Annotated in this window: 20 protein-coding genes, 1 tRNA gene and 1 pseudogene; 11 read left to right on the top strand and 11 right to left on the bottom strand. The window is 71.0% G+C overall.

Translation table 11 applies throughout. The features are described from left to right. Positions 1–1,031 precede the first annotated feature (1,031 nt). On the bottom strand, positions 1,032–2,264 hold the full coding sequence (locus ACIA77_RS08735; RefSeq protein WP_395885190.1) for a M20 family metallopeptidase: 1,233 nt from the start codon (positions 2,262–2,264) through the stop codon (positions 1,032–1,034). Positions 2,265–2,341: 77 nt separating this feature from the next. On the opposite strand from ACIA77_RS08735, the gene ACIA77_RS08730 reads away from it, so the two are divergent. The 3 genes and pseudogenes from ACIA77_RS08730 to ACIA77_RS08720 all read left to right on the top strand — a co-directional run bounded on the left by ACIA77_RS08730 (position 2,342) and on the right by ACIA77_RS08720 (position 3,417). Then, a complete protein-coding gene (locus ACIA77_RS08730; RefSeq protein WP_395885189.1) occupies positions 2,342–2,824 on the top strand; it encodes a tRNA adenosine deaminase-associated protein in 483 nt (160 codons plus the stop codon). A 23-nt stretch (positions 2,825–2,847) separates the two neighbouring features. Next, positions 2,848–3,273 (top strand): annotated as a pseudogene (locus tag ACIA77_RS08725) (nucleoside deaminase); the annotation flags it as partial. A gap of 57 nt (positions 3,274–3,330) precedes the next feature. Beyond that, positions 3,331–3,417 (top strand) — tRNA-Ser (locus tag ACIA77_RS08720). A 147-nt stretch (positions 3,418–3,564) separates the two neighbouring features. On the opposite strand, the gene ACIA77_RS08715 is transcribed toward ACIA77_RS08720, so the two are convergent. Further along, on the bottom strand, positions 3,565–4,266 hold the full coding sequence (locus tag ACIA77_RS08715; protein ID WP_395885188.1) for an alpha/beta fold hydrolase: 702 nt from the start codon (positions 4,264–4,266) through the stop codon (positions 3,565–3,567). A 122-nt stretch (positions 4,267–4,388) separates the two neighbouring features. Here ACIA77_RS08715 and ACIA77_RS08710 point away from each other — a divergent pair, with 122 nt between their 5' ends. Together ACIA77_RS08710 and ACIA77_RS08705 are read left to right on the top strand one after the other, a co-directional pair. Further along, positions 4,389–5,189 carry an SAM-dependent methyltransferase gene (locus tag ACIA77_RS08710; protein ID WP_395885187.1) on the top strand — a complete coding sequence of 267 codons (801 nt, stop codon included), beginning with the start codon at positions 4,389–4,391 and terminating at the stop codon, positions 5,187–5,189. Between the two features lie 96 nt (positions 5,190–5,285). Further along, on the top strand, positions 5,286–6,035 hold the full coding sequence (locus ACIA77_RS08705) for a class I SAM-dependent methyltransferase (protein ID WP_395885186.1): 750 nt from the start codon (positions 5,286–5,288) through the stop codon (positions 6,033–6,035). 12 nt (positions 6,036–6,047) lie between these two features. On the opposite strand, the gene ACIA77_RS08700 is transcribed toward ACIA77_RS08705, so the two are convergent. Both ACIA77_RS08700 and ACIA77_RS08695 read right to left on the bottom strand, forming a co-directional pair. After that, complete coding sequence (locus ACIA77_RS08700; RefSeq protein WP_395885185.1) at positions 6,048–6,620, bottom strand: hypothetical protein; 573 nt, start codon at positions 6,618–6,620, stop codon at positions 6,048–6,050. Further along, positions 6,620–6,919: a hypothetical protein gene (locus ACIA77_RS08695; RefSeq protein WP_395885184.1), complete on the bottom strand. Its 300-nt coding sequence runs from the start codon at positions 6,917–6,919 to the stop codon at positions 6,620–6,622. Before ACIA77_RS08695 ends, ACIA77_RS08700 begins: the two co-directional genes overlap by 1 nt. 315 nt (positions 6,920–7,234) lie before the next feature. Here ACIA77_RS08695 and ACIA77_RS08690 point away from each other — a divergent pair, with 315 nt between their 5' ends. Further along, the gene (locus ACIA77_RS08690; protein ID WP_395885183.1) at positions 7,235–8,179 is read left to right on the top strand and encodes a TauD/TfdA dioxygenase family protein; all 945 of its coding nucleotides are present in this window, start codon (positions 7,235–7,237) and stop codon (positions 8,177–8,179) included. Then, positions 8,176–8,604 (top strand): limonene-1,2-epoxide hydrolase family protein, encoded by a 429-nt coding sequence (locus tag ACIA77_RS08685; RefSeq protein WP_395885182.1) that lies wholly within the window; start codon positions 8,176–8,178, stop codon positions 8,602–8,604. Before ACIA77_RS08690 ends, ACIA77_RS08685 begins: the two co-directional genes overlap by 4 nt. A 331-nt stretch (positions 8,605–8,935) precedes the next feature. On the opposite strand, the gene ACIA77_RS08680 is transcribed toward ACIA77_RS08685, so the two are convergent. Further along, a complete protein-coding gene (locus ACIA77_RS08680) occupies positions 8,936–9,973 on the bottom strand; it encodes a CapA family protein (protein WP_395885181.1) in 1,038 nt (345 codons plus the stop codon). A gap of 105 nt (positions 9,974–10,078) precedes the next feature. Here ACIA77_RS08680 and ACIA77_RS08675 point away from each other — a divergent pair, with 105 nt between their 5' ends. The 3 genes from ACIA77_RS08675 (at position 10,079) to ACIA77_RS08665 (ending at position 14,482) form a co-directional block, all read left to right on the top strand. Beyond that, the gene (locus ACIA77_RS08675) at positions 10,079–12,574 is read left to right on the top strand and encodes an endonuclease/exonuclease/phosphatase family protein (RefSeq protein ID WP_395885625.1); all 2,496 of its coding nucleotides are present in this window, start codon (positions 10,079–10,081) and stop codon (positions 12,572–12,574) included. Between the two features lie 84 nt (positions 12,575–12,658). Continuing rightward, a complete protein-coding gene (locus ACIA77_RS08670; RefSeq protein WP_395885180.1) occupies positions 12,659–13,252 on the top strand; it encodes a hypothetical protein in 594 nt (197 codons plus the stop codon). 111 nt (positions 13,253–13,363) lie between these two features. Then, complete coding sequence (locus ACIA77_RS08665; protein WP_395885179.1) at positions 13,364–14,482, top strand: S1 family peptidase; 1,119 nt, start codon at positions 13,364–13,366, stop codon at positions 14,480–14,482. An 18-nt stretch (positions 14,483–14,500) separates the two neighbouring features. Here the strand turns inward: ACIA77_RS08665 and ACIA77_RS08660 are convergent, their stop codons facing one another. The 5 genes from ACIA77_RS08660 to ACIA77_RS08640 form a co-directional block, all read right to left on the bottom strand. Next, positions 14,501–14,869, bottom strand: a complete 369-nt coding sequence (locus tag ACIA77_RS08660) for a hypothetical protein (RefSeq protein WP_395885178.1) — start codon at positions 14,867–14,869, stop codon at positions 14,501–14,503. Further along, positions 14,866–17,607, bottom strand: a complete 2,742-nt coding sequence (locus ACIA77_RS08655; RefSeq protein WP_395885177.1) for an FtsK/SpoIIIE domain-containing protein — start codon at positions 17,605–17,607, stop codon at positions 14,866–14,868. Before ACIA77_RS08655 ends, ACIA77_RS08660 begins: the two co-directional genes overlap by 4 nt. Positions 17,608–17,736: 129 nt before the next feature. Further along, positions 17,737–17,985 (bottom strand): hypothetical protein, encoded by a 249-nt coding sequence (locus tag ACIA77_RS08650; RefSeq protein ID WP_395885176.1) that lies wholly within the window; start codon positions 17,983–17,985, stop codon positions 17,737–17,739. Between the two features lie 4 nt (positions 17,986–17,989). Beyond that, complete coding sequence (locus tag ACIA77_RS08645) at positions 17,990–18,250, bottom strand: hypothetical protein (protein ID WP_204092755.1); 261 nt, start codon at positions 18,248–18,250, stop codon at positions 17,990–17,992. 339 nt (positions 18,251–18,589) lie between these two features. Then, positions 18,590–19,285, bottom strand: coding sequence for an alpha/beta fold hydrolase (locus ACIA77_RS08640; RefSeq protein ID WP_395885175.1), 696 nt, complete (start codon positions 19,283–19,285; stop codon positions 18,590–18,592). Positions 19,286–19,794: 509 nt separating this feature from the next. On the opposite strand from ACIA77_RS08640, the gene ACIA77_RS08635 reads away from it, so the two are divergent. Beyond that, positions 19,795–21,000: an epoxide hydrolase family protein gene (locus ACIA77_RS08635; RefSeq protein ID WP_395885174.1), complete on the top strand. Its 1,206-nt coding sequence runs from the start codon at positions 19,795–19,797 to the stop codon at positions 20,998–21,000. A gap of 42 nt (positions 21,001–21,042) precedes the next feature. Here the strand turns inward: ACIA77_RS08635 and ACIA77_RS08630 are convergent, their stop codons facing one another. Further along, on the bottom strand, positions 21,043–21,717 hold the full coding sequence (locus tag ACIA77_RS08630; RefSeq protein ID WP_395885173.1) for a GAP family protein: 675 nt from the start codon (positions 21,715–21,717) through the stop codon (positions 21,043–21,045). Between the last annotated feature and the right edge of the window lie 338 nt (positions 21,718–22,055).

Genomic DNA, 22,055 nt, shown 5'->3' with positions numbered 1-22,055 from the left:
GTGCGAGGGGACCTTTCGTGCTCGCTTGGTGGCGCGAACGGTCCCTTCGCGCTCGCTTGGTGGCGCGAACGGTCCCTTCGCGCTCGCTTGGTGGCGCGAACGGTCCCTTCGCGCGTGCTGACCTCGCGCGAACGGTCCTCTCGACACCGTCGCACGGTCGCGAGTGGACCGTTCGTGCCTTTGGCGCTGCGCGAGTGGACCGCTCGAACTGCGGCTTGTGTGTGAAGGGACCGTTCGCGCGGTAGTGGTAGTGCGAGTGGACCGTTTGTGCCGTTGCGGATGCGCGAGTGGACCGTTCGTGCCACCGCACCGGCGCCGTGGGACCAGTCGCGCCCTCAAGCGCGAAGGGACCGTTCGCGCGGTTGTCATAGTGCGAATGGACCGTTCGTGCTGTTGCGGATGCGCGTGCGGACTGTTCGTGCCACTACACGGGCGCCGTGGGACCAGTCGCGCCCTCAGGCGCGAAGGGTCCCTTCGCACCTGCCGCCGCGAAGGGACCGTTCGCGCCCTTGTGGATGCGCGAGTGGACCGTTCGTGCTGTTGGCACTGCGCGAGTGGACCGCTCGAACTGCGGGACCGTTCGCGCGGTTGTGGTAGTGCGAGTGGACCGTTTGTGCCGTCGCGGGTGCGCGAGTGGACGGTTCGTGCCGTTGGCGTGGCGCGAGTGGACCGTTCGCGACGCTGAACAGCATGACCTGACCGTTCGTGCGGCGGTGGTTGCGCGAGTGGATCTGTCGTGTCGCTTCGCCGGCATCAACGGTCCGTTCGTGCCAGGCGGCACGAACGGACCTTTCGCGCCCGCGCCGGCGCGCGAGCGGACCGCTCGAACTGCGGCTTGTGCGTGAAGGGACCGTTCGCGCGGTTGTCGTAGTGCGAATGGACCGTTCGTGCCGTTGGCGTGGCGCGAGTGGACCGTTCGCGCCATCGCACGGGCACCGTGGGACCAGTCACGCCCTCCGGTGCGAAGGGACCGTTCGCGCCAATGCAGCACCGCGAGTGGACCGTTCACACCCCAGACACGACCGGTCCCCTCACCGGCCCAAAGCGTCCAAAGCGAACGCCGCGTACATGGCCACCCCGGCGGGCATCGCGGCCTCGTCGAAGATCACGCGGTTCGAGTGGTTCGCGGGGGCCTCCGAGGGAACCAGGTCCGGCGGGCAGGCTCCCAGGAACGCGAACGCCCCCGGAATCCGCTGCAGCACATACGAAAAGTCCTCCGCTCCCATGATCGGGTGGGGGATCGCCTCGACGTTCGCGGCGCCGAGGACCGTCTGGCCGAGGGCGAGGACGTCCTGGGCCAGCGCGTGGTCGTTCACGGTCGGGGGGTAGCCCGGTTCGATGTCCGCCAGGACGCGGCAGCCGTGGGCGGCGCCGACGGACTCGCAGACGCGCGGGAGTTCCTCGCGGATCACCGCGCGCGTCGTTTCGGACAGGGTGCGGATGGTCCCTTCGAGCACGGCCGTCTCGGGGATGATGTTGGTCGTCGTCCCGGCGGCGATGCGGGTCACCGAGATCACGGCCGGGTCGAAGACACCGATGCGGCGCGTCACCATCGTCTGCAGGGCGCCCACCATCGCGGCGGCGGCCGGGACGGGGTCGATGGCTTCCTGCGGGGCGGAGCCGTGGCCGCCGCGGCCGATGACGTCGACGTGGAAGGTGTCGGCGGACGCCATGATGGTGCCGCCGCGGACCTGGAGGCGGCCGCTGGGCGTGTTGGCCATGACGTGGAGGCCGAAGGCGCGCGAGGCGCGCGGGCCGGCGGCGTCCAGCACGCCCTCGTGGATCATGAACCGCGCGCCGTGGTGGCCTTCTTCGCCCGGCTGGAACATGAAGACGACCGAACCGGCCAGCGATTCCACGCGCGAAGCGAGCAGGCGGGCGGCGGACGCGAGCATCGCGACGTGCAGGTCGTGGCCGCACGCGTGCATGGAGTCGGCGACGTCCGACGAGAACTCCAGGCCCGTGTCCTCGTGCAGCGGCAACGCGTCCATGTCGCCGCGCAGCAGGACGGCCGGGCCCGGGCGCGCGCCGCGCAGCACCGCGGTGAGCGACGTCGTGGCGCGGCCCGCCGTGAACTCGAGCGGCAGGTCGGCCAGCGCCGCGCGGATGGTCTGCTGCGTTTCGGGCAGCTGCAGCCCCTGCTCCGGCCGGCGGTGCAGCGCGCGGCGGAGCTCGACGGTGCGGTCCTGCAGCTCCCGCGCGGCGTCGAGCAGCCCGCTGTAGCGGGCGTCCGGGAGAGTCGGCAGGTCGGTGGGTCCGGTCATGGCCTCGATAGTGGCACTCCGGACGCTTCGGGTGCACCGTGCGTGCGTTCGCTTCCGCGGCGGAATACGGTGTGCGCATGGCGGTGCAAGAGCCGGTCACGGGCTTCGCGATGGCAGTGGTCCGAGAAGACGGTCGGTGGCGGTGCAGTGCGTTGGATCCCGCGGCGCTCACGGAGCTCGACGCGGCGATCACCGAGCTGGGGAAACTCCGGTCGACGGGTGCGGCGTTCGGGCTGCTGGCCGTGGACGACGAGTTCTTCGTGATCGTCCGGCCGAGTCCGCGCGGGCCGTCGCTGCTGCTGTCGGACGCGGCGGCGGCGCTGGACTACGACATCGCGGCCGACGTGCTCGACGTCCTGCGCGTCGACCCGCCCGACGAGGACGACGACGCCGTCTGGCCCGAGGGCGACCTCGACATCCTCGCCGATCTCGGGCTGCCGGGCGGCGAGCTTGAAGTTATCGTCGGTGAGGTGGATCTCTACCCCGACGAGCAGCTCCAGATGATCGCCCAGCGCTGCGGCTTTTCGGCCGAGTTCTCGAAACTGCTGGACGAGCTCTGAGACGCCCGGCCGACACCGAAGCCGTGCAGGCAGCGCTCGAAGCCGCCCGCGGCCCAGGCGCCGATGTGCCCATCGGCGCCGTGGTGTTCGGCCCGGACGGACGTCTTCTCGCCGCGGCGCGCAACGCGCGCGTCGAACTCGGTGACCCCACGGCGCACGCGGAGATCCTCGCGCTGCGCGCCGCGGCCCGCGTCCACGGCGACGGGTGGCGGCTGGAGGGCTGCACGCTCGCCGTCACGTTGGAACCCTGCACGATGTGCGCCGGGGCGCTCGTCCTCGCCCGCGTGGCCCGCCTGGTGTTCGGCGCGTGGGAACCCAAGACCGGCGCCGTGTCCTCTCTCTGGGACGTCGTGCGCGACCGCCGCCTGAACCACCGCCCGGAAGTCCACGGCGGCGTGCTGGCCGACGAGTGCGCCGCCCTGCTCGAGGCGTACTTCGCCGCCCGCCGCACCACGGCCGACAGCCCCCGCGACGTCGTCGGCGGGGGGTCCGGTATTGTTCTCGGCGGTGGCGTGTCCGAGCGGCCGAAGGAGCACGACTCGAAATCGTGTGACGGTTAACCCCGTCCGTGGGTTCAAATCCCACCGCCACCGCTCGCGAGTGGGCGAGGTATGTCGGCGGAAAGCGTCGACATACCTCGCTCGCTGTGTTTTCTGGGGGTGCAACCCCCAGACCCCGCCCGGGGGCTTCGCCCCCGGACCCCCGTGGTGGTCGGCCGGGCGGGCGTCAGTGGGAGTCACTCACCGCACGGGCTGGACGGCGTCGACCGCGTTCGCGATGAGGTGCAGCACGTCTTCGGGGTGGGAGACCATCGCCACGTGGTTCGTCGGGACCTCGACGGTCGTGGCGTTCATGCGAGCGGCGAACTGGCGCTGCGCCGCGGGCGGGATCGCCTGGTCGCCGTCGGCCACGAGGAACCACGACGGGTGCGACCGCCAGGCCGGCGCCCCCATCACCTCTTCGAGCGCCGAGCCCGCCAGCGGTTGCTGGACGGCGTACATGACCCGTGCCTTCGTCGGCTCGACGTCGGCCGCGAAGTGGTTCACGAAGTCGTCCTCGGGCAGCCACGCGAACCCCTGCGCGTCGAATTCGAGGTGCGCCAGCGCCGGGGTCGGCGGGCCCTGCGACAGGAGCGCGCCGATCGATTCGCCTTCGTCCAGACCGAACGCGGCGATGTAGACCAAGGCGACGACGTTCGGGGCGTCCTGGCCGAGCGCGGTGACGATCTGACCACCGTAGGAGTGCCCGACGACGACGGTCGGGCCGTCTTGGCGGTTCAGCACCTGCCGCAGCCGGGCGACGTCCGCGGCCAGCGAAGTTTCGGGGAACTGGGGCGCGGTGACCTTGAAGCCATCGGCTTGCAGCCGCTCGATCACGGCGCTCCAGCACGAGCCGTCGGCCCAAGCACCGTGGACGAGGACGATGTTCGGTCGGTGAGCCATGGGTGGTTCCTTCCCGGACAGTCGGTTCTGGACAGCTGAGCGTTCACGGTCGCGCGGGGGCCCGCTTCACCCGCGGGGGACGAACTTCGGCTCGGCGGCCGGGAAATCTCTACGCTGGACGCATGGCTGCCGCACCCGAAGATCTCCCGCCCGTCGGCAAGACCGCCGTCGGCGTCGCGGCGTTGCGGGCGCTGGAGTCGCGGCGACCGGACCGGTTGTTCGAGGATCCGTACGCCGGGGCGTTCTCCGTGGCCGGGCGGGCGGTGCTCGGTGGTTCGGACCGGCCCGACGGCGGGCTCCGGGAGGTGTTCGCGCAGCAGGTGGCGGTGCGCACGCGCTTCTTCGACGACTTCGTGCGCGGCGCGCGCCAGGTGGTGCTGCTCGCGGCCGGACTGGACGCGCGGGCGTTCCGGCTCGAGTGGGCGGCCGGGACGCGGCTGTTCGAGCTCGATCTACCGGATGTGTTGCGGTTCAAGGACGAAGTGCTCGACGGTGCCCAGCCCGCGTGCGAGCGGATCGAGGTGCCGGTCGATCTGCGGGACGACTGGGGCGCGAAGCTCGTCGAGGCCGGGTTCGACGCCGGCGTGCCCACCGCGTGGCTTGCCGAGGGGCTGCTGGTCTACCTCGAACACGCCGAGGCCGCGCGGCTGCTCGAAGAGGTCACCCGGCTGTCGGCGCCCGGGAGCCGCGTGTCGTTCGAACACCGGCCGGAGGGCGACGCCGACGGGCTGCTGCAACGCGCGCGCGAGGTCGGCGGCCGCGTGACCCAGCTGTGGCGCGGCGGGCTCGGCAGCGAAGCACCGGACTGGCTGACCCGGCACGGCTGGCACCCGGAGACGTTCACGATCAAGGCCCTCGCCACCGAATACGGTCGCCGGCCACTGGACACGTCGAACGGCGGCTTCGTCATCGGGACCCGGTAGCTCCACCCCGCGCCGTTCCGCGTGGCGCGGGCGGGACGACTGGCGGTCGAGATGATCTCCTGGCGCCCTGGTTGATCCGTGGGCAGGATCGGAACCATGACTGCCCATCCTGAGACCTCTGGCGGGGACGGCGACGTGGCCGTACAAAACGACTACGACGCCTTCGCCGAGGCGTACACGGCCGAGAACGAGACCAGTCTGATCAACGCCTACTACACCCGGCCCGCGATCGTGGACCTGGCCGGGGATGTGGCCGGCCGGCGGATTCTCGACGCCGGCTGCGGCGCCGGCCCCGTGTCGGCGGCGCTGCGCGACCGGGGCGCCGTCGTGACCGGCTTCGACCGCAGCGCCAAGATGGTGGAGCTGGCCCGGCAGCGGCTCGGCGACGACGCGGACCTGCGGGTCGCCGACCTGGCCGCTCCGCTGCCCTATCCCGACGGCGCGTTCGACGACGTCATCGCGGCCCTGGTGCTGCACTACCTGGAGGACTGGACCGCACCACTGGCCGAGCTACGGCGCGTGCTGAAGCCCGGCGGCCGGCTGATCGTGGTCGTCAACCACCCCATCCTCTTCAAGGTCGAGCATCCCGAAGCCAGCTACTTCGGCACCGCCAAGTGGTCCGAGGAGTACACCTTCAACGGCCAGCAGGCCGTGCTCACCTACTGGCACCGGCCGCTGCACGCGATGACCGACGCCTTCACCGCGGCCGGCTTCCGCACCGCCGTCATCAGCGAACCGCCCCCGGCGCCGGAAGCCCGCGAACTCTTCCCCGACGAGCTTGCGAACTTCCCCTCCGGGGCCTTCCTGAGCTTCCTGTTCTTCGTCCTGGAGGCCGGCCAGGGGTGAGACCCCGGGTGCTCAGTCGAACGGGAGGACCGGCGTGCCGAAGGGCTCCAGGAACGAGATCGTCTCCGCGATCGTCGTCACGCCGGCTTCCACGGCGCGCACCACGGCCGCGCACGCCGCCAGCACCGGCTCCACCACGTCCGTGGACCGGTCGCCGGCTTCGACGGCCACGGCGGCGGCCACGGCGGTGCCGGCGATGCGGGTGACCTCGGTGGCCGTTTCCGACGCCAGGCGGTCGAGTAAATCGGCCAGGTCCAAGCCGACGGCGGCGGTCCGGGCAGCGGCTTCGGCGGCCTGGCGGTAGTGCACGTCGAGCTCGTCCGCGCGGGCCCGGAACAGCGCGGCCGGCTCGCCGCCCCAGCGGCGTTCCGCGCGGTGGGCGCCGCTTTCGAAGGCGAGGCGCGCGGTGACGAGCACGTCGCGGCCGCTGGAGAGGGTGCGGGCGGACTCGCGGATGGCCGGCGGCGAGCAGTCGATCTGCCGGAGCGCGGCGACGGGGTCCGGGGCGCCCAGGCGCTCGCCGGCCGTGCGCAGCGGCCCGAGCGTCGCGGCGGCTTTTTCGAGCGCGGGGTGGAGGAAGGGCATCAGGTGAACAGCGCCGTCGCCACCGCCGGGCGGATCTTCTCCGCGTGACCACCCGCGGCCATGCGCAGGCGGCCGGCCAGGTCGGACGTCGCGTCGCCGAGGACGCGGGCGTCGACGTCGCGCGCGGCGAGCGCGGCTTCCCAGCGCGAGGCCAGCTCGCGCGCCGGCGCGGAGATCCCGAACGGCGTGGACTCCAGCCGCGCCTCCGCGAACCGGCCGGCCGCCTGGTCGGCGTCGGCCGCGGCGTTGTCCAGCGAATCGGCCGCGGCGCGCAGCCGCTCACTCGTCGAGCTCGCCAAAGGGAACCTCCCCGTTTGTGTGAGTGGCCAGGCCCCCACCTCGTCACCCTGTAGGGGGAGATCTAACCTCATCACGTCCTGTGTGGTCACTCGGCCGGGCGTAGGACGGGTCCACATCGTGAAGCGAGTTGCCCCCGGAGGCCCCCGCTCACGATCATCGGGCCCATGCCCGCGCTCCTCCCGCTCCCGTCCGCCGCGACGCCGGCCGGCGAAGGCGTGGCCGCGCTCCTGCTGCGCCGCGGCCGGCTCGGCTCCCCGCCAGCGTAGGCCGGATTCCGCTCAACCAAGCCGAAGCGCCGACCACGGGAGCCGTTCGTGACCCTCGACCTGCCCGCTCGCCCACGCACCGCCACGACCCCCGCCGACGGTCTCCTCGAAGGCCCGCGCGTGCTGCGCCGCCTGCCCGAAGGCGTCGAAGAACGCCCCTACGAGCTGTTCACGCTCCGTCCCCTCGGCCGGGTGATCGGGGCCGAGGTCGAGGGGGTCGACCTCGGAGCGTCATCGACCCCCCGGCTGCGCGCCGAGCTCAACCGCGCCCTCCTGGAGTGGAAGGTGCTGTTCTTCCGCGACCAGGACCTCACCCCGCGGCAGCAGCGAGCGTTCGCCCGCCACTGGGGTGAGCTGGAGACCAACCCGTTCATCGCGCGGGGCGACAGCGACGAGGTCGTCCGCTTCTCGCGCGGCGCCGCCACGCCCGGCTTCGAGAACATCTGGCACACGGACGTGACTTGGCGCCCCGAACCCGCGCTCGGCTCGGTGCTGCGCCTGATCGAGGTCCCGCCCACCGGCGGCGACACGATGTCGGCCGACATGGCCGCCGCCTACGACAACCTGCCCGCTGACGTGCGGGAACGCATCGACGGGCACACCGCCGTCCACGACTTCGTCCCCGGCTTCGCGCGCTTCGCCGACCCGGAGCTGCTGGCCGCGCACCAGGACCGCTTCCCACCGGTCGAGCACCCCGTCGTGCGCGTCCACCCGGAGACGGGCCGCCGGACGCTCTTCGTGAACCAAGCCTTCACGACCCGCATCGTCGGGCTGGAGGAAGCCGAGAGCGACCGGCTCCTGCGGTACCTGTTCCTGCAGGCCCACACACCCGAGTACCAGGTGCGGTTCCACTGGACCCCCGGCGCCGTCGCGTTCTGGGACAACCGCGCCACCCAGCACTACGCCGTGAACGACTACCTTCCCCACGCGCGGGTGGCCGAACGCGTCGCGATCGTCGGAGACCGCCCGTACGGGCTTAACCTGGAGCCATGAGCGAACCCAAGGCCGTGGTCACCGCTTTCCTGCACGCCCTCGAGGACCTGGACATCGACCGGGCGCTGAACCTCGTCGCCGTCGACATCACCTACCAGAACGTGCCGCTGCCGGCCGCGCGCGGGCTCGCGGCCGTGGAGAAGCAGCTGCGGCTGCTGACCCGGTTCGGCACCGGGTTCGAAGCGCGCACGCACCACATCGCCGCCGACGGCAACGTCGTCCTCACGGAGCGCACCGACGTGCTGCGCCGCGGTTCGTTCGAGGCGGAGTTCTGGGTGTGCGGCACGTTCGAGGTCGAGAACGGCCGGATCGTGCTGTGGCGCGACTACTTCGACTGGACCACGTTCTTCGCCGCGAGCGCGAAGGGCGCCGGCCGCGCCGCGGTCGCCGGGGCGAAGACGCTGATCGGCAAGTACCGCTCGTGAGTGGTGCGGCCGGAACCGACCCGGCCACACCACCCCGAGACCCCCGGGGCGAAGCTCCGGACGCCGCGGTCGCGGGAGAAGCGGAAGGATCCCGCGTCCGCGGCGTTCCCCAGCGAGGCGCGGCACCGCGCAAGCCGAGCACGATCAACCCCCATGTGATCGTGTCGCCTCCCCCACGCGGTAGCACCCCGTGAGCTGCCGGGGAAGTGGTCTGGGCCACTTTCTCGTCGGCTCGCGAGTAAAGGTACCCCCGGTGCAAACCACCCGCGCCAAAGCTTGACCTGCATTTAAGGCAGATGGGCCGTCCGGGTGACGACCGGCCCGGACGCCCTCACCGCTTCGGCGAGACGAGCCCTTCGACCGTGCCCATCCCGGCGCCCACCACCACGCGCGTCGACCGTCGCGCCGACAGTTCGGCCACGTGCCGCAGCGCCGTCGCGGCCGCTTCGCCCGCGAGCGGTTTGCACTCGTTGTCCTCACCGCGGCGCACCGGGATCAGCTCGAGCCGCGGCTGCTCGCCGAGCAGGCAGCCGGCGAGCAGGCCGTCGACGTGGCGGCCGTGCATCGCGGGCCAGTCGAACACGAGGTTGCCGAGGCTGTAGAGGATCGGGCGGCCGCGGTAGACCTCCACCGCCTGCACGCTGTGCGGGCCGTGGCCCACGACGAGGTCGGCGCCGGCGTCGATGATCGCGTGGGCGTAGGTCACCTGGTACTCGGTCAGCTCGTCGCCGGGCAGCCCCCAGTGCACGGACACGACCACGTGCTCGGCGCTCGCGCGGGCGCGGTGCACGTCGGCGACCAGGCGCTCCAGGTCCGCGGCGACCGGACTGGTGTGGACGATCGGCGGACGGCCCGGCACGTCGAGCACCCGCGGGTCCGGCTGGTACGACGTATACGCGGCGGCGACCGCGACGCCCGGCGAGTCGGCCTTCGCTTCCTGACCGACCGGCCAGCACAGCGACGTGTACGCGAGGAACGCGACGCGGCGCCCGGCCCGTTCGAGCACGGACGGCGTGTGCGCGGCGGTGAGGTTGGCGCCCGCGCCGCAGTAGGCGATCCCCGCCTGGTCGAGCACCGACAGGCTCGCGAGCGCGGCTCCCGACGGGTACGTCACGTCGTTCGCGACCGACACCACGTCGATCCCGGCCGCGGTGAGCGCGCCGACCATTTCCGGCGCGGAATGGCGCCAATTCGGCTTGTGCGGGATGTCCAGACCGCCGTGCTCGCTCATCGATCCGGACAGCGGTCCTTCGAGGTTGACGAACCGCAGGTCGGCCCCGTTCAGCAACGGGATCAGCGCCCGGAATGCCGTCTTCGGATCCGTTCTGCCTTGTACGTTGACGTCGCCGCCGAGTACGAGAGAGATCATTCTGTCAACCCGTCCCTCGGAGGTAATTCCGCAAACTCGTTACGAATCGTTGCCTCTTAGTCTTCCTTGCCTTCGCTTGTTCGGGGGACGATGCGTCGACCGTTCATGCAAAGGGGACTCAGGGTGACCATATCCGGTCGAAGAAAGGGCGTGCTGACCGCCGCCGCCGTTGCTGGTCTAGTCGTGAGTGGTGCGCCCGCCGCACTGGCCGCACCCAGCGCTGACGCGGTCATCGCCGAGGTGTACGGCGGTGGCGGCAACTCCGGCGCCACGCTCACCAACGACTTCATCGAGCTCGCCAACCGCGGCGGCGCGCCGCTCGCGCTCGACGACTACAGCGTTCAGTACCTGCCGGCTTCGCCCAGTGCGTCGAGCACCTGGCAGGTCACGAAGCTCGCCGGTTCGGTGGCCGCTGGGGGCCGCTACCTCGTCGGCGAGGGCAAGGGCAGCGGCGGCACCGTCGCGCTGCCGACGCCGGACGCGAGCGGGAACATCGCGATGTCCGCGACCGCCGGCACCGTCGCGCTCGTCACCGGAACCACCGCGCTCACCTGCAAGACCGCCGCCGACTGCGCCGCCGACCCCCAGGTCAAGGACCTCGTGGGCTTCGGCTCGGCCGTCGTGCGCGAAGGCTCGGACGCCCCGGCGCTGACGAACACCACGTCGGCTTCGCGCGCCGCTTCGCTCGCCGACACCGACGACAACAGCGCGGACTTCACCGCCGGCGACCCGACGCCGACCAACGCCAAGGGCGAGACCACGGGCGGCGACACCGGCCCCGTCGACCCGGGCACCCCCGCGAAGATCCACGACATCCAGGGCACCACCCGGATCTCCCCGTTCAAGGACAAGAAGGTCAGCGACGTCACGGGCATCGTGACGGCGGTGCGGACCTTCGGCTCGTCGCGCGGGTTCTGGCTCACCGACCCGAACCCCGACAGCGACCCGCGCACCAGCGAGGGCCTGTTCGTGTTCACCGGTTCGACCTCGCCCGCCGTCGCCGTCGGCGACGCGATCACCGCGACCGGCACGGTGAAGGAGTTCTACCCGGACGCCCCGGCGACGTCGAACTACCAGTCGCTCACCGAACTCTCCAGTGCACAGTGGACGGTCGGCTCGCACGAGAACCCCGTGCCCGCGCCGACGAAGATCACGCCGGACATGGTGCCGGACGTGCTCGCGCCCAACGCCGGCGGCAACATCGAGCCGCTGCCGCTGGAGCCGGCGAAGTACTCGCTGGACTTCTGGGAGTCGCACGAGAGCGAGATCATCAGCATCTCCGACGCCCGCGTGGTCGGCCCGAGCAACGACTTCGACGAGCTGTACGTGACCACGAAGCCGCAGCAGAACCCCACGCCGCGCGGCGGCACCGTCTACCTCGGTTACGACAAGATCAACACCGGGGTGCTGAAGGTCCAGTCGATCATCCCGTTCGACCAGCAGCCGTTCCCGAAGGTCAACACCGGTGACGTGCTCACCGGCGTCACCTCCGGCCCGGTGGAGTACAGCAGCTTCGGCGGCTACACGCTCTTCGCGTCGCAGCTGGGTCCGGCCAAGGACAACCACCTGCAGAAGGAAGTGACGGCGCGGCAGCGCCCGGGCCAGCTCGCGGTGGCGACGTACAACGTGGAGAACCTCGCACCGTCCGACCCGGACACGAAGTTCGCGCAGCTCGCGCACGGTGTCGTCGACAACCTGGCGGCCCCGGACGTCGTGAACCTGGAGGAGATCCAGGACAACGACGGCGCCACCGACGACGGTGTGGTCACCGCCGAAGTGACGCTCAAGAAGTTCACCGACGCGATCGTCGCGGCGGGCGGCCCGCACTACCAGTGGCGTGAGATCGACCCGGCCAACGACCAGGACGGCGGCGAACCGGGCGGCAACATCCGCGTGGGCTTCCTGTTCAACCCCGCGCGAGTGTCCTTCGTGGACCGTCCGGGCGGCAGCTCGACGTCGTCGGTCGGCGTCGTGAAGGACCACGGCAAGGTGCACCTGACGCAGTCCCCGGGCCGCGTCGACCCCACCAACGACGCGTGGACCGACAGCCGCAAGCCGCTGGCCGGTGAGTTCGTCTTCCAGGGCCGCACGGTCTTCGTGATCGCCAACCACTTCAACTCGAAGGGCGGCGACCAGCCGACGCACGGGCGGTTCCAGCCGCCGGTGCGCAGCTCGGAGGTCCAGCGCCAGAAGCAGGCGACGGTGCTGCGGGGCTTCGTCTCGCAGCTGCTTTCGGCCGACCGCAACGCGAACGTCGTGGTCGCCGGTGACCTGAACGACTACCAGTTCTCGCCGGCGCTGGCCCAGCTGACGTCCGGCGGGCTGAAGGACCTCATCTCGACGCTGCCGGCCGCCGAGCGGTACAGCTACGTCTTCGAGGGCCAGTCGCAGGTCCTGGACCACATCCTGGCCTCGCCGGCGCTGCGCGGCGTGGACTACGACGTGGTCCACATCAACGCGGAGTTCGCCGACCAGGCGAGCGACCACGACCCGCAGATCGTGCGCTTCCGGCCCTCGGCGGGGAACAAGCTGGAAGACGCGGCGTACGACGTGCTGGACTACCTCGACCAGCTGCTGGGGCGGACCGCTCCGCGCAAGTAGTTCCATCTTTTCCACACTGAAGGCCACCGTTTCCGCGAACGGTGGCCTTCGGCGTGTCCGGGGCTGGCTACAATCGGGCGGCTGGTGACGGATGGGGGCGTGGTGGCGGACGAGGACGAGGCCAAGGCCAAGAAAACCGGCTGGGGCACACTCGGGCACCAGTGGATCACCGCGATCGCCGCGCTGATCACGGCGTTGACCGGAGCCGGGTTCTTCGTCGGCCGGGCCAGCGCACCCAGCACCAGCCCGGCGCCGCCGACCGCGACGGTCACGGTCACGGCAGGCAGTGTCAACCACCCCGCCGCACCGGCGGCGACCACCAAGTCCCAGGCACCCGCGGACCCGGCCGTGTACTCGTCGGGCCCGGTCACGTTCGGCACCGTCAACCTCGACCTGAACCCACCCGCGACCGCGGACCAGAGCGACATCACGTCCATCGGCGTCGGCGACCTGCAGACCGCAGGCGGCACCCGGCTGCGCAACTGGGTCGACCACGGCCTCCCGGGCCGCGACGACTGCCACACCCTGGCCGCTGCCGACGGCGGCGCCGAATTGGGTTCCCTCCACGCCGGCAGCATCGTCTGCGGCCTCACGGCCCAGGGCCGTCCGTTCCGGCTGACCGTGAAGGTCGCGAGTGCCGACGGCTTGGTCACCGACGCGGTGGTGTGGAACAACTAGCCGATCGGCGCGCAACCGCTAGCCGAAAGGCGTACGGCGTGATCATTCCGGCGAGCGTTGTCCGCGGTGGGCCGGGATTCGTACGTTCGGACCAACGACGAAGGAGGTCCGATGCGGAGGATTCTGACCGTGTGCGCCGCGGTCCTGGCGGCCGGCACGGCGCTGGCGGTGCCCGCGCTGGCGGTGTCCGGCGGGGAGCCCGCGCCGAGCGGGGCGGCGCCGTGGATGGCGACGATCACGTTCAAGGGCGACCAGCCGCTGGTGCAGCGCGAGAGCTGCGGCGGCGCCCTGATCGCCCCCGATCGCGTGGCGACGGCGGCGCACTGCCTCGACCACGTGGACCCCACGCACCTCGAGGTGCACGTCGGGGACGGGGCGCTGTCGCAGGACCCCGGGCGGATCGTGCCGATCGCCGGGTGGTCGGTGGATCCGGCGTTCCGGCTGATCCCGTCGCCGCTCGACCCGCAGAGCTTCGAGGAGTCGAGCGCGGCCGACGACGCCGCGGTGATCAAGCTGGCGCACCCCGTGTTCGGCGTGCCGACGCTGCCCGTGGCGCGCACGGCGCCGAAACCCGGGTCCACTGTGGACGTCTACGGTCACGGTCTCACCCAGGCGCCGGACCCGAAGGACCCGACGGCCGCGCTGGGTGACCAGCTCAAGCACGCCCGGCTGAACGTGATCGACGACCGGGCGTGCGCCGCGGGCCTGGCCGACCCGGCGATGCTGGACGGCTCGTCGGTGCTGTGCACGCAGGGCACCGCGACCGTCTGCCCCGGCGACAGCGGTGGGCCGCTGGTCGAGAAGACCCCGCTCGGCGACCGGCTGGCCGGCATCGTCAGCTTCGCCGGCGAGACCGCGGGCAAGAAGTGCGGTGAGCCGACCGTCGACGGGTTCGCCGACGCGGCCGCGATGCGCTCGTTCCTGACGCAACCCCGGCCCCCGCTCGCGCCGATGGCGGACACGGAGCCGGCCATCACGGGCACCAAGGCCGCCGGCGAACAGCTCACTTGCGAGGCTCCGAAGTGGAGCACGCCGCCGGCGAAGGCGGACTACGCCTGGTACTACAACAAAGTCGACCCGTCGAACGGTTTCGAGTTCTACGTCCCGGTCGAGGGCGCGACGAGCCCCACGCTCACCGTCACCCCGGACCTGGCCGGTCACAAGCTCAACTGCGGGATCACCGCGAGCACGGCCGGCGGCACGGTCCTGCTCGACAGCAACATCGTCTGACCGTTCGGCCGCATCTCCTCAGCGCTTCGCTCGCCAGCCCAGAGCCAGCACAGCCTGCACCAGCTCCTGGTAGGACGGCTTCACTTCCTCCAGGTACCGGTCCAGGTACTGCGGCCGCGCGGTCGGCACCGGCTGCGGATCGTCGAGGGCCTCGATGAAGTTCAGGCGCGCGACGTTGTGCAGCGCCATCTTCCACCAGCGCGTCGCGCGCTCGGCGGCCTTCTCCTCGCGTTCCTTCGCGGCGGCGACGGCCGCGTGGGCGTCGGCGAGCTGGTGCTCGATCTCCTCGGCCCGGGCGAGCTCCCAGGCCCGCAGGTTGTCGGCCGAACCCCGGGCCAGTCCGACGATCTCCTTGTAGCGCATGGCCGCGCCGGCGCCGTCCGTCATGTCGTTTCTCCGGAGGTCTCGGGCCGCTGGAACGGGATGATCACCTCGGGCGCACCGTGCGTGGTGCGGTCGAAGAACAACGCGCGCCCCGGCCGGGGCGACCAGTGCACGACTTGCCCGGCGGCGAACGGCGAGAGCTCGTTGCCCTGCACGTCGAGCGCCGCCCAGGTGCCGATGTCGTCGGTGCCGCCGAAGCCGAGGGTGTCCTTGAGCCGCGCGATGCTGCGCCACCAGCCGATGGTGTGCACGCCGTGGCCCGGGCCGGTTTTCAGGACCGTGCGCAGGTGGTCGAGGCCGCTCTTGAGCTGGCCCGGCGCCTTCGCCTCCAACGCGGGCAGGGCCGCGTCCACGCCGTACAGCAGCAGGATTCGTGCCGCGCCGCCGAGCTCGCCGTCCACAATGGACGTCATCAGTGCCGTCGCGTCGTCGACCAGATCCGCCACGTGGCCCTCGGCCCGCAGCCGCTCCGTCAGCTCCAGCACGGCCGGTGCGCACGCTTCGATCGGGCAGTGCAGCACGAACTCGACCTCGCCGATCTCGAACTGACGGGCGAGCGACCGCGCCGCGGAGTCCATGATGGACAGTGCTTCGGCCGACGCGCCGCCCAGCACGGCGACGTTGCGGCCCGGTGCCCGCGGCAGCTCCACCCCCTGCGCCGCCTCCGTGACGTCGATCGACTGGCCCAGCAGCGCGCGCGGCCGCGAGTTCGGCTTGAGCTCGGTGTAGGCCGGGAACTGCTCCAGCACGGGCGAATGCGCGCCGTCGAACAGCCGGGGCCGCGGGAACCGGCCCGAGTAGAGCTCCCACAGCTTGTGCTGGAGCTCCACGAACACGTTGCGGCTGCTCGCGTCGGGGATGTGCGCCAACAGGTTGCCGTGCGCCACACCGGAATCGTGGTTGATCACGGCGTGCCACTTCGGGGCCGACACCGCCGCGTTGTTGGTCTCCGCCAGCACGCGCCGCGCCTTCGGCATCGCGATGCGCAGCGTGCACTGCTCGAACACGGCCGGCTTGCCCCAGAACGCTTCGATGCCGGCGACGTCCTGGCTCGCCAGCACGAGGTGGATGCCCTGCGAACGCCCGCGCCGCGCGATGTCCTCCAGCAGCTGCGTCGCCGTCGCCGTGACCTGGTCGCGGCCGGCGAACAGGTACTGGAACTCGTCGATCACGGCGACGATCCGCGGCCAGTGCCCGCCCGGGTCCTGCTCGCGCAGGTCGGCCAGGTTCGTGACCTCGTGCTCCTTCGCCGCCGCCGACCGGCGGCGCAGTTCGTCGGCCAGGAACCGCAGCAGCGCCAGGCCGAACTCGCGGTCGGTGTTCACGTTGACCCCCACGAGCCGCGCGTGCGGCAGCCAGCTCGCGTCCTTGCGGCCGGGCGCCAGCCCCGCGAACGACACGCCCTCCTTGAAGTCCAGCAGGTACAGCGACAGCTCGTCGGGCGAGTAGCGCGCGGCGAGGCTGCCCAGCAGCGCGTACAGGAAGTTCGTCTTGCCCGAACCGCTCGGGCCGCCGATCAGCGCGTGGGGGCTCGCGTCGCCGATCACGACCTCGATGGCCTCGCCCTCGTAGAACCCGACGGGCGCGCGCAGTTCCCGCGCCGAGCTCTCCCGACCGAACTCCGCGGGCAACAGGTCGGCGAACGACCGCGGCCCGCCCTGCTTGGCGATCAGCGCCTCGGCGATCCGGCCCGCCGCGCGGATCACCTGGCCCGACGGCAGCGGCGGATCGAGGTCCACGACGAGGTCGGTGCCCGTCATGCTGCTGACCGCGCGGCGCTCGTCCACGAGGCTGAGCGATTCGACCGACGCGCTCACGGCCGTCGGCACGTCGATCAGGATGAGGCAGATCCCAGCGGCGAGCGCGCCGCTGGCCACGCGCTTGAGGTCGCGCGCCAGCTCGGGTTCCAGCGTCTCGCCGTTGCCGTAGAGCACCGCGATCCGGTACGGCTCCACGCGCTGGCCGCTGGCCCGGCGCAGCTCGCGCAGCGACGTGTGGCCGGCCTGCATGCCCGTGGCGTGGATGCGGCGGATGTGCCCGGCGAGCTCGTCGAGCAGGTCCTCCAGCCGCGTCGGGTCGTACAGCGACAGTGCGCTGGTGCGGCTGAGCGGGTAGAGGTCGGGCAGGATCGCGGTGAGCTGCCCGACGTCCCACAGGTGGATCTTCACGGCGCCCGGCTCGAACGTCGAAAGCACCCGCATCAGGAGGTTCTGCACGATTCCGTCGATCACCGGCCGGGTCTTCGGCGCCGACGTGATCTGCAGGTGCGATTCGTCGAGCAGGGGCACGGCGACGTCGAACGTCCGCGAGATGTCGCGGCCGGCCGCCGTCGCCGAGCCCACGCGCCACAGCCCCGGCGCGGTGATGCCGGGGTTGGTCCCCACCCGGCCGAGCCACTCGCTCGGCGGCCGCCCCGCGGGCCCCGGGGCGGCCGCCGCCACCAGGTCCCGCAGGGCGCCCGGGCCCGAGCTCCAGTCGGTGTAGAACGCGTTGCGCACCCCGCCGAGCGACGCGAACACCTCGTGCGCGGCCGGGTGGCGCGCCCACTCGGTCTGCTGTTCGGTGTCGGCCTGGTTCATGCCGACCTTGACGATCTCCTGCTCGAGCGCGAGCCGCGCCACCTCGGCCTCGGCCGCTTCGCGGGCGCCGGCGGCAGCACCGAGCACGAGCCCGATCTGGTGCCGGACCCGGTCCAGGGCCGTCTGCACGCGGTTGCGCTGCTCGGCGGACTTACTGGCCATCGGTGTCGCTCATACTGTGCCGTTCGTTACTAGTCCGGCCACAGTCACGGCCGCTTGACTTGCGTAGCAACGGTCACCTCTTCCCGAGGGGCCGGCCTGCTTTTGGCCGGATTAGTAACAGAGTCGTCTCTACAGGCGTGACTGGTATCCGCTCACCAGGTCGTCGGCGGCGGCTAGGTGGGTGAGGAGGTGGTCGAGTCCCTCGTCGGCCTGGTCCAGTTGCGTCGGCAGCCACGGATCGGCTTTCGCCTGCGCTTCGACGAGCGCCCGGCGGGCGTCCCCGAGCAGGGCCTTGGCTCGCTCGGTGTGCGCGCGGCCGTCGGTGAGCCCCGCTTGCGCGGCGGTCAGCAACTGGTGGATCTCGGCGAGTCCCGACATGGAGCTACAGCCGGCTCGAGTAGGAGTCGGCCGACGAGATCGAGGCCTGGATGGTGCTCTGCATCCCGGTGATCCCGTTCAGCGCTTCGGCCAGCAGGCCGTGGGCCTGGTTGACCTCGTGCTGGCTGCTGCCCTGCGTCGCCTGCGACAGCGACAGCTGGGCCTCTTCGAGAGATTGCGCTGCCTGCTGCAAGGCGGCGATGCTCGCGGACGCTTTCTCGTTCGCGAGTGCGATGCCAGCGCGGATCTCTTCCACTCCGGGCATGGGGGCGGACTCCTCGGTGCGTCGGGGCTGGAACGACCACGTACAAACTTAGCGTGATCAGGTGTCTTCGGTAAGTGAGGAAAAGGGGGAGAATCGACAAGGCCCCGGACGCGGGTGACGTCCGGGGCCTCGGGGGCGGGCCTCGCGTGAGTGAGCCTCGAGCCGTGTTCCAGCCTTGGTGACCTGCGGGTTTCGAGGTTCGCGCGCGAGCGGCCGCGCCCAGGTCAGGCCGGTATTCGTGACACCGATGAACCTCTCCGAACTTCTACGATCAAGTCTGCGAAGGAGCGTAGCGGGTCCCTTCGCGACGGCTTCCGCCAGTCCTCGGCTACCCCTTCGCTAGTCCTTCGAAGCGATCAGCAACGCTTCGGCCACGGCGTCGGGATGGGTCAGGAGTGCCTCGTGGGGGCCCGCGCACTCCACCCGCCGCGGGTCGCCGAGCCGGGCCGCCATGGCTTCGAACGAGGCGCGCGGCGCCGACCGGTCGTCGGTGAAAAACACGTAACTGGAAGGTAATTCGGCTTTCCAGAACCGCGGAAGGGTGACGCGGTCGGTGACCCAACGGGCGGGGATCGGCACGAGCGGCGCCGGGGTGGCGGCGCCGTTGGTGAAGAGTTCCGACCACATCCCGGGGTACATCGGAATGGTGCCGTCGGCGTTCTTCGCCGCCTCGCCCTCGGCTACGTTTTCCCGGGGCGCCAGGTCGTTCACGCACTCGCCGTCGCGCAGCACGAACGCGTCGGCGAACACCACGCGCTTGACCTTCTCCGCGAGCCGATCCGCTGCGAACTGCGCGACGGGACCGCCCGCGCTGTGCGCCACGAGCACGAACCGGCCCGGCTCCGCGGCCTGGATGTCCTCGACGAGCCCTTCGCCCATCGCGGCGAGCGTGACGGCCGCGCGCCCGGGGTGATCGGCTTCCGCGCCACGCAGCGTCGGCGCGAACACGCGGTGCCCCGCGTCCCGCAACCGGCCGGCCACTCCGGCCCACGCCCACCCGCCTTGCCACGCACCGTGGACGAGAACGAACTCCATCACGCACTCCTCGGACCGAGACGGTTGACCCACTACCGACAACGGAGGGCAGGAGCTGCCGGTTGCCGGTGTGCGGTGGGCCGGGACGATCGGGCAAGCGGGACGGGCGATCGCGGGCTGCGACGGCGGAGCACGGGACAGCGGCGGTCCGAAAAGCCGGCAGTTCGCCCGCCGGGCCGTGGTGCACCGGTCCGGCTGTTCGATCACCAAGGGGCGAATTTCGATCGGCGCGGTCGGTGAACCGGTTCCGCAGAACTGTGGCCCGCGGTCCACCTGCGCCGGACTCATTCCGTGACAACCGTAATGAGTGCTTTTCAGGTATTCGGTCCGGTCATTTTCAGACCGCGTATCACTCGTTTCGGGTGAGGGAACGCTGGTGGTCTGATGGCATAGTCGCAGGCTTCGCCAAGGGCGCGCGGACTGAGTTCCCGCTCCGCTTCCGGGTCGTTCGGCACCTCCGTCGCTTCCGTCGGCGACTCACCGATAAACCACTTCAACCGAGGAGACGCATGTCTGTCACGACCAAAAGGGCAGCGCACGACCAAGCCATCCGGCCGTTCAAGATCGAGACCCCCGAAGCGGACCTCGCTGATCTGCGGGCGCGTATCTTGGCCACCCGGTGGCCTGAAAAGGAGCCCGTCGCGGATATTTCTCAGGGTGTGCCGCTCGCGACGATGCAGGCGCTCGCGCGCTATTGGGCGAACGAGTACGACTGGCGCAGGTGCGAAGAGAAACTCAAGGCACTGCCCCATTTCATCACCGAGATCGACGGCCTCGACATTCATTTCATCCACGTTCGCTCGAAACACGAAGACGCGTTGCCGCTGCTCGTCGCGCACGGCTGGCCCGGTTCCGTCATCGAGCAGCTGAAGATCATCGCTCCGCTCACCGATCCGACGGCGCACGGCGCGAGCGAAGCGGACGCTTTCCACCTGGTGATCCCGTCGATGCCCGGCTACGGGTACTCGGGCAAGCCGGACACCACCGGCTGGGGCCCCGAGCACATCGCGCGGGCCTGGGCCGAGCTGATGGAGCGCCTGGGCTACGACCGCTACGTCGCCACGGGCGGCGATTGGGGCGGGCAGATCGTCGATCTGATGGGTGCGCAGGCGCCTGCGGGGTTGATCGCCATCCACACCAACTTCCCCGGAGCCGTCCGGCCCGACGTCGCCCGAGCCGTGCAGTCCGGTGGTCCGGCGCCGGCCGATCTGTCCGGCGAGGGAACGCGCCTGTACGAGAAGCTGAAGGAGTTCTTCACCACGGACGTGGCCTACGCCCTCGAGATGGGCACCCACCCGCAGACGCTGTACGGGATCGCGGATTCACCCATCGGCCTCGCCGCCTGGATGCTCGACCACGACTCGGCCAGTCTGGCGCTGATCGCCCGCGTCTTCGACGGACAGGCCGAGGGACTGACCCGAGACGACGTGCTCGACAACATCACCCACTACTGGCTGACGAACACGGGGGTCTCTTCCGGCCGGCTCTACCGGGAGAACAAGCTCGGCTTCTTCGACCCGAAGGGCGTCTCCGTGCCGGTCGCGGTGAGCGTCTTCCCGGACGAGCTGTACCAGGTGCCGCGGAGCTGGGCCGAGGACGCTTATCCCAACCTGATCCACTACAACCGGCTCGACAAGGGCGGCCACTTCGCCGCCTGGGAGCAGCCGAAGCTGTTCGCCTCCGAGGTCCGAGCCGGGCTGCGGCCGGTTCGTTAGACACCCCGAGATGCGGGACGCCGGCCTCGATGGCCGGGCCGTTCAGCCCAGCAGGCCCACCAGTCCCTTGACCGAAAGGTAAATCCCCACCACCCCGAACACCCCGGTGATCACGGGCCGGCTGTGGCGGACGGCCCAGTCGTGGATCGCGTCGATCACCGTGCGCGTGGTTTCGGGCCGCAGGGCGAGCAAGGCGAGCGCGGTGACCGGCACGGCGAACCGCAACAGGTTGAAGACGACGACTTGCACGACGCTGTTCAAGAGGGTGGGTGCGGTTTCCAGGATCGCGGCCAGCCCGGCGATGTAGAACAGGCCGGGCAGGTTCGTCAGCGCGCCGGTCGCCAGCGCGCCGGCGATCGTGGGTTTGCGCAGCCGCTGGGCGACGGCGCCGTCGGGGTTCGTCAGCCCGCGGCTGGGGCGGTCCGCGGAGCCGTTGCCGATCCGGCCGCTCCAGAAACCGCCCGCGTAGGACAGCGCCCCGACCCCGACCACGACGTAGACGACCTCGCGCGCGGTCGACGACCCGGCCGACGCGGCCCGCGCGTCGAGCCAGCCCACCACCGCGATGCCCACGCCGAGGCTGACGATCGCTCCGGCCGCGAGGTAGGCCGCCAGCAACCGCCGCGGGTTGCGCGCCCTCAGCAGTGCGTAGACCACCGCGAGCGGCACCGCCCGTACCGCGCAGAGCAGGCCCAGCACCACCGCTTCAGCACTCACAGCCCTCCCTGCGAACCGCGTGTCGGGATCGTCCCCGCGGTCGCCCATCCCCGGCCGGGTGACTCGAGCGGACTCGAATCACTGTGCCCCGGGCCCCCACGGGGCGCAATCCTCCCCGCGGCTGGGCGGGTTCCGGACCATTCGCACGGCGCCGAAAGACGCCGACTGAGACGGGAAAGGAGACTGAAACGGAAAACGCCGGGCTGCCCGTGAAGGCTGCCCGGCGTTTGCCTGGTAACTCGGCGGAGGATACAGGATTCGAACCTGCGAGGGCGTGAACCCAACACGCTTTCCAAGTCTGCACACGGCCGTACGCGAAGGTTCGGCGAACCATGAGC

Source organism: Amycolatopsis sp. NPDC051903 (assembly GCF_044452505.1).
GTDB lineage: Bacteria > Actinomycetota > Actinomycetes > Mycobacteriales > Pseudonocardiaceae > Amycolatopsis.
The sequence above is the reverse complement of the archived record's forward strand: the minus strand, read 5'-3'. Positions and strand labels throughout refer to the sequence as shown.

Excerpts from the sequence above, each read along its gene's own strand:
- ACIA77_RS08635 (WP_395885174.1), top strand. The coding sequence starts at position 19,795 with ATGTCTGTCACGACCAAAAGGGCAGCGCACGACCAAGCCATCCGGCCG.
- ACIA77_RS08710 (WP_395885187.1), top strand. The coding sequence starts at position 4,389 with ATGGCTGCCGCACCCGAAGATCTCCCGCCCGTCGGCAAGACCGCCGTC.
- ACIA77_RS08645 (WP_204092755.1), bottom strand. The coding sequence starts at position 18,250 with ATGCCCGGAGTGGAAGAGATCCGCGCTGGCATCGCACTCGCGAACGAG.
- ACIA77_RS08665 (WP_395885179.1), top strand. The coding sequence starts at position 13,364 with ATGCGGAGGATTCTGACCGTGTGCGCCGCGGTCCTGGCGGCCGGCACG.
- ACIA77_RS08700 (WP_395885185.1), bottom strand. The coding sequence starts at position 6,620 with ATGCCCTTCCTCCACCCCGCGCTCGAAAAAGCCGCCGCGACGCTCGGG.
- ACIA77_RS08640 (WP_395885175.1), bottom strand. The coding sequence starts at position 19,285 with ATGGAGTTCGTTCTCGTCCACGGTGCGTGGCAAGGCGGGTGGGCGTGG.
- ACIA77_RS08650 (WP_395885176.1), bottom strand. The coding sequence starts at position 17,985 with ATGTCGGGACTCGCCGAGATCCACCAGTTGCTGACCGCCGCGCAAGCG.
- ACIA77_RS08685 (WP_395885182.1), top strand. The coding sequence starts at position 8,176 with ATGAGCGAACCCAAGGCCGTGGTCACCGCTTTCCTGCACGCCCTCGAG.
- ACIA77_RS08730 (WP_395885189.1), top strand. The coding sequence starts at position 2,342 with ATGGCGGTGCAAGAGCCGGTCACGGGCTTCGCGATGGCAGTGGTCCGA.
- ACIA77_RS08705 (WP_395885186.1), top strand. The coding sequence starts at position 5,286 with ATGACTGCCCATCCTGAGACCTCTGGCGGGGACGGCGACGTGGCCGTA.
- ACIA77_RS08655 (WP_395885177.1), bottom strand. The coding sequence starts at position 17,607 with ATGGCCAGTAAGTCCGCCGAGCAGCGCAACCGCGTGCAGACGGCCCTG.
- ACIA77_RS08660 (WP_395885178.1), bottom strand. The coding sequence starts at position 14,869 with ATGACGGACGGCGCCGGCGCGGCCATGCGCTACAAGGAGATCGTCGGA.
- ACIA77_RS08680 (WP_395885181.1), bottom strand. The coding sequence starts at position 9,973 with ATGATCTCTCTCGTACTCGGCGGCGACGTCAACGTACAAGGCAGAACG.
- ACIA77_RS08715 (WP_395885188.1), bottom strand. The coding sequence starts at position 4,266 with ATGGCTCACCGACCGAACATCGTCCTCGTCCACGGTGCTTGGGCCGAC.
- ACIA77_RS08735 (WP_395885190.1), bottom strand. The coding sequence starts at position 2,264 with ATGACCGGACCCACCGACCTGCCGACTCTCCCGGACGCCCGCTACAGC.
- ACIA77_RS08675 (WP_395885625.1), top strand. The coding sequence starts at position 10,079 with ATGCAAAGGGGACTCAGGGTGACCATATCCGGTCGAAGAAAGGGCGTG.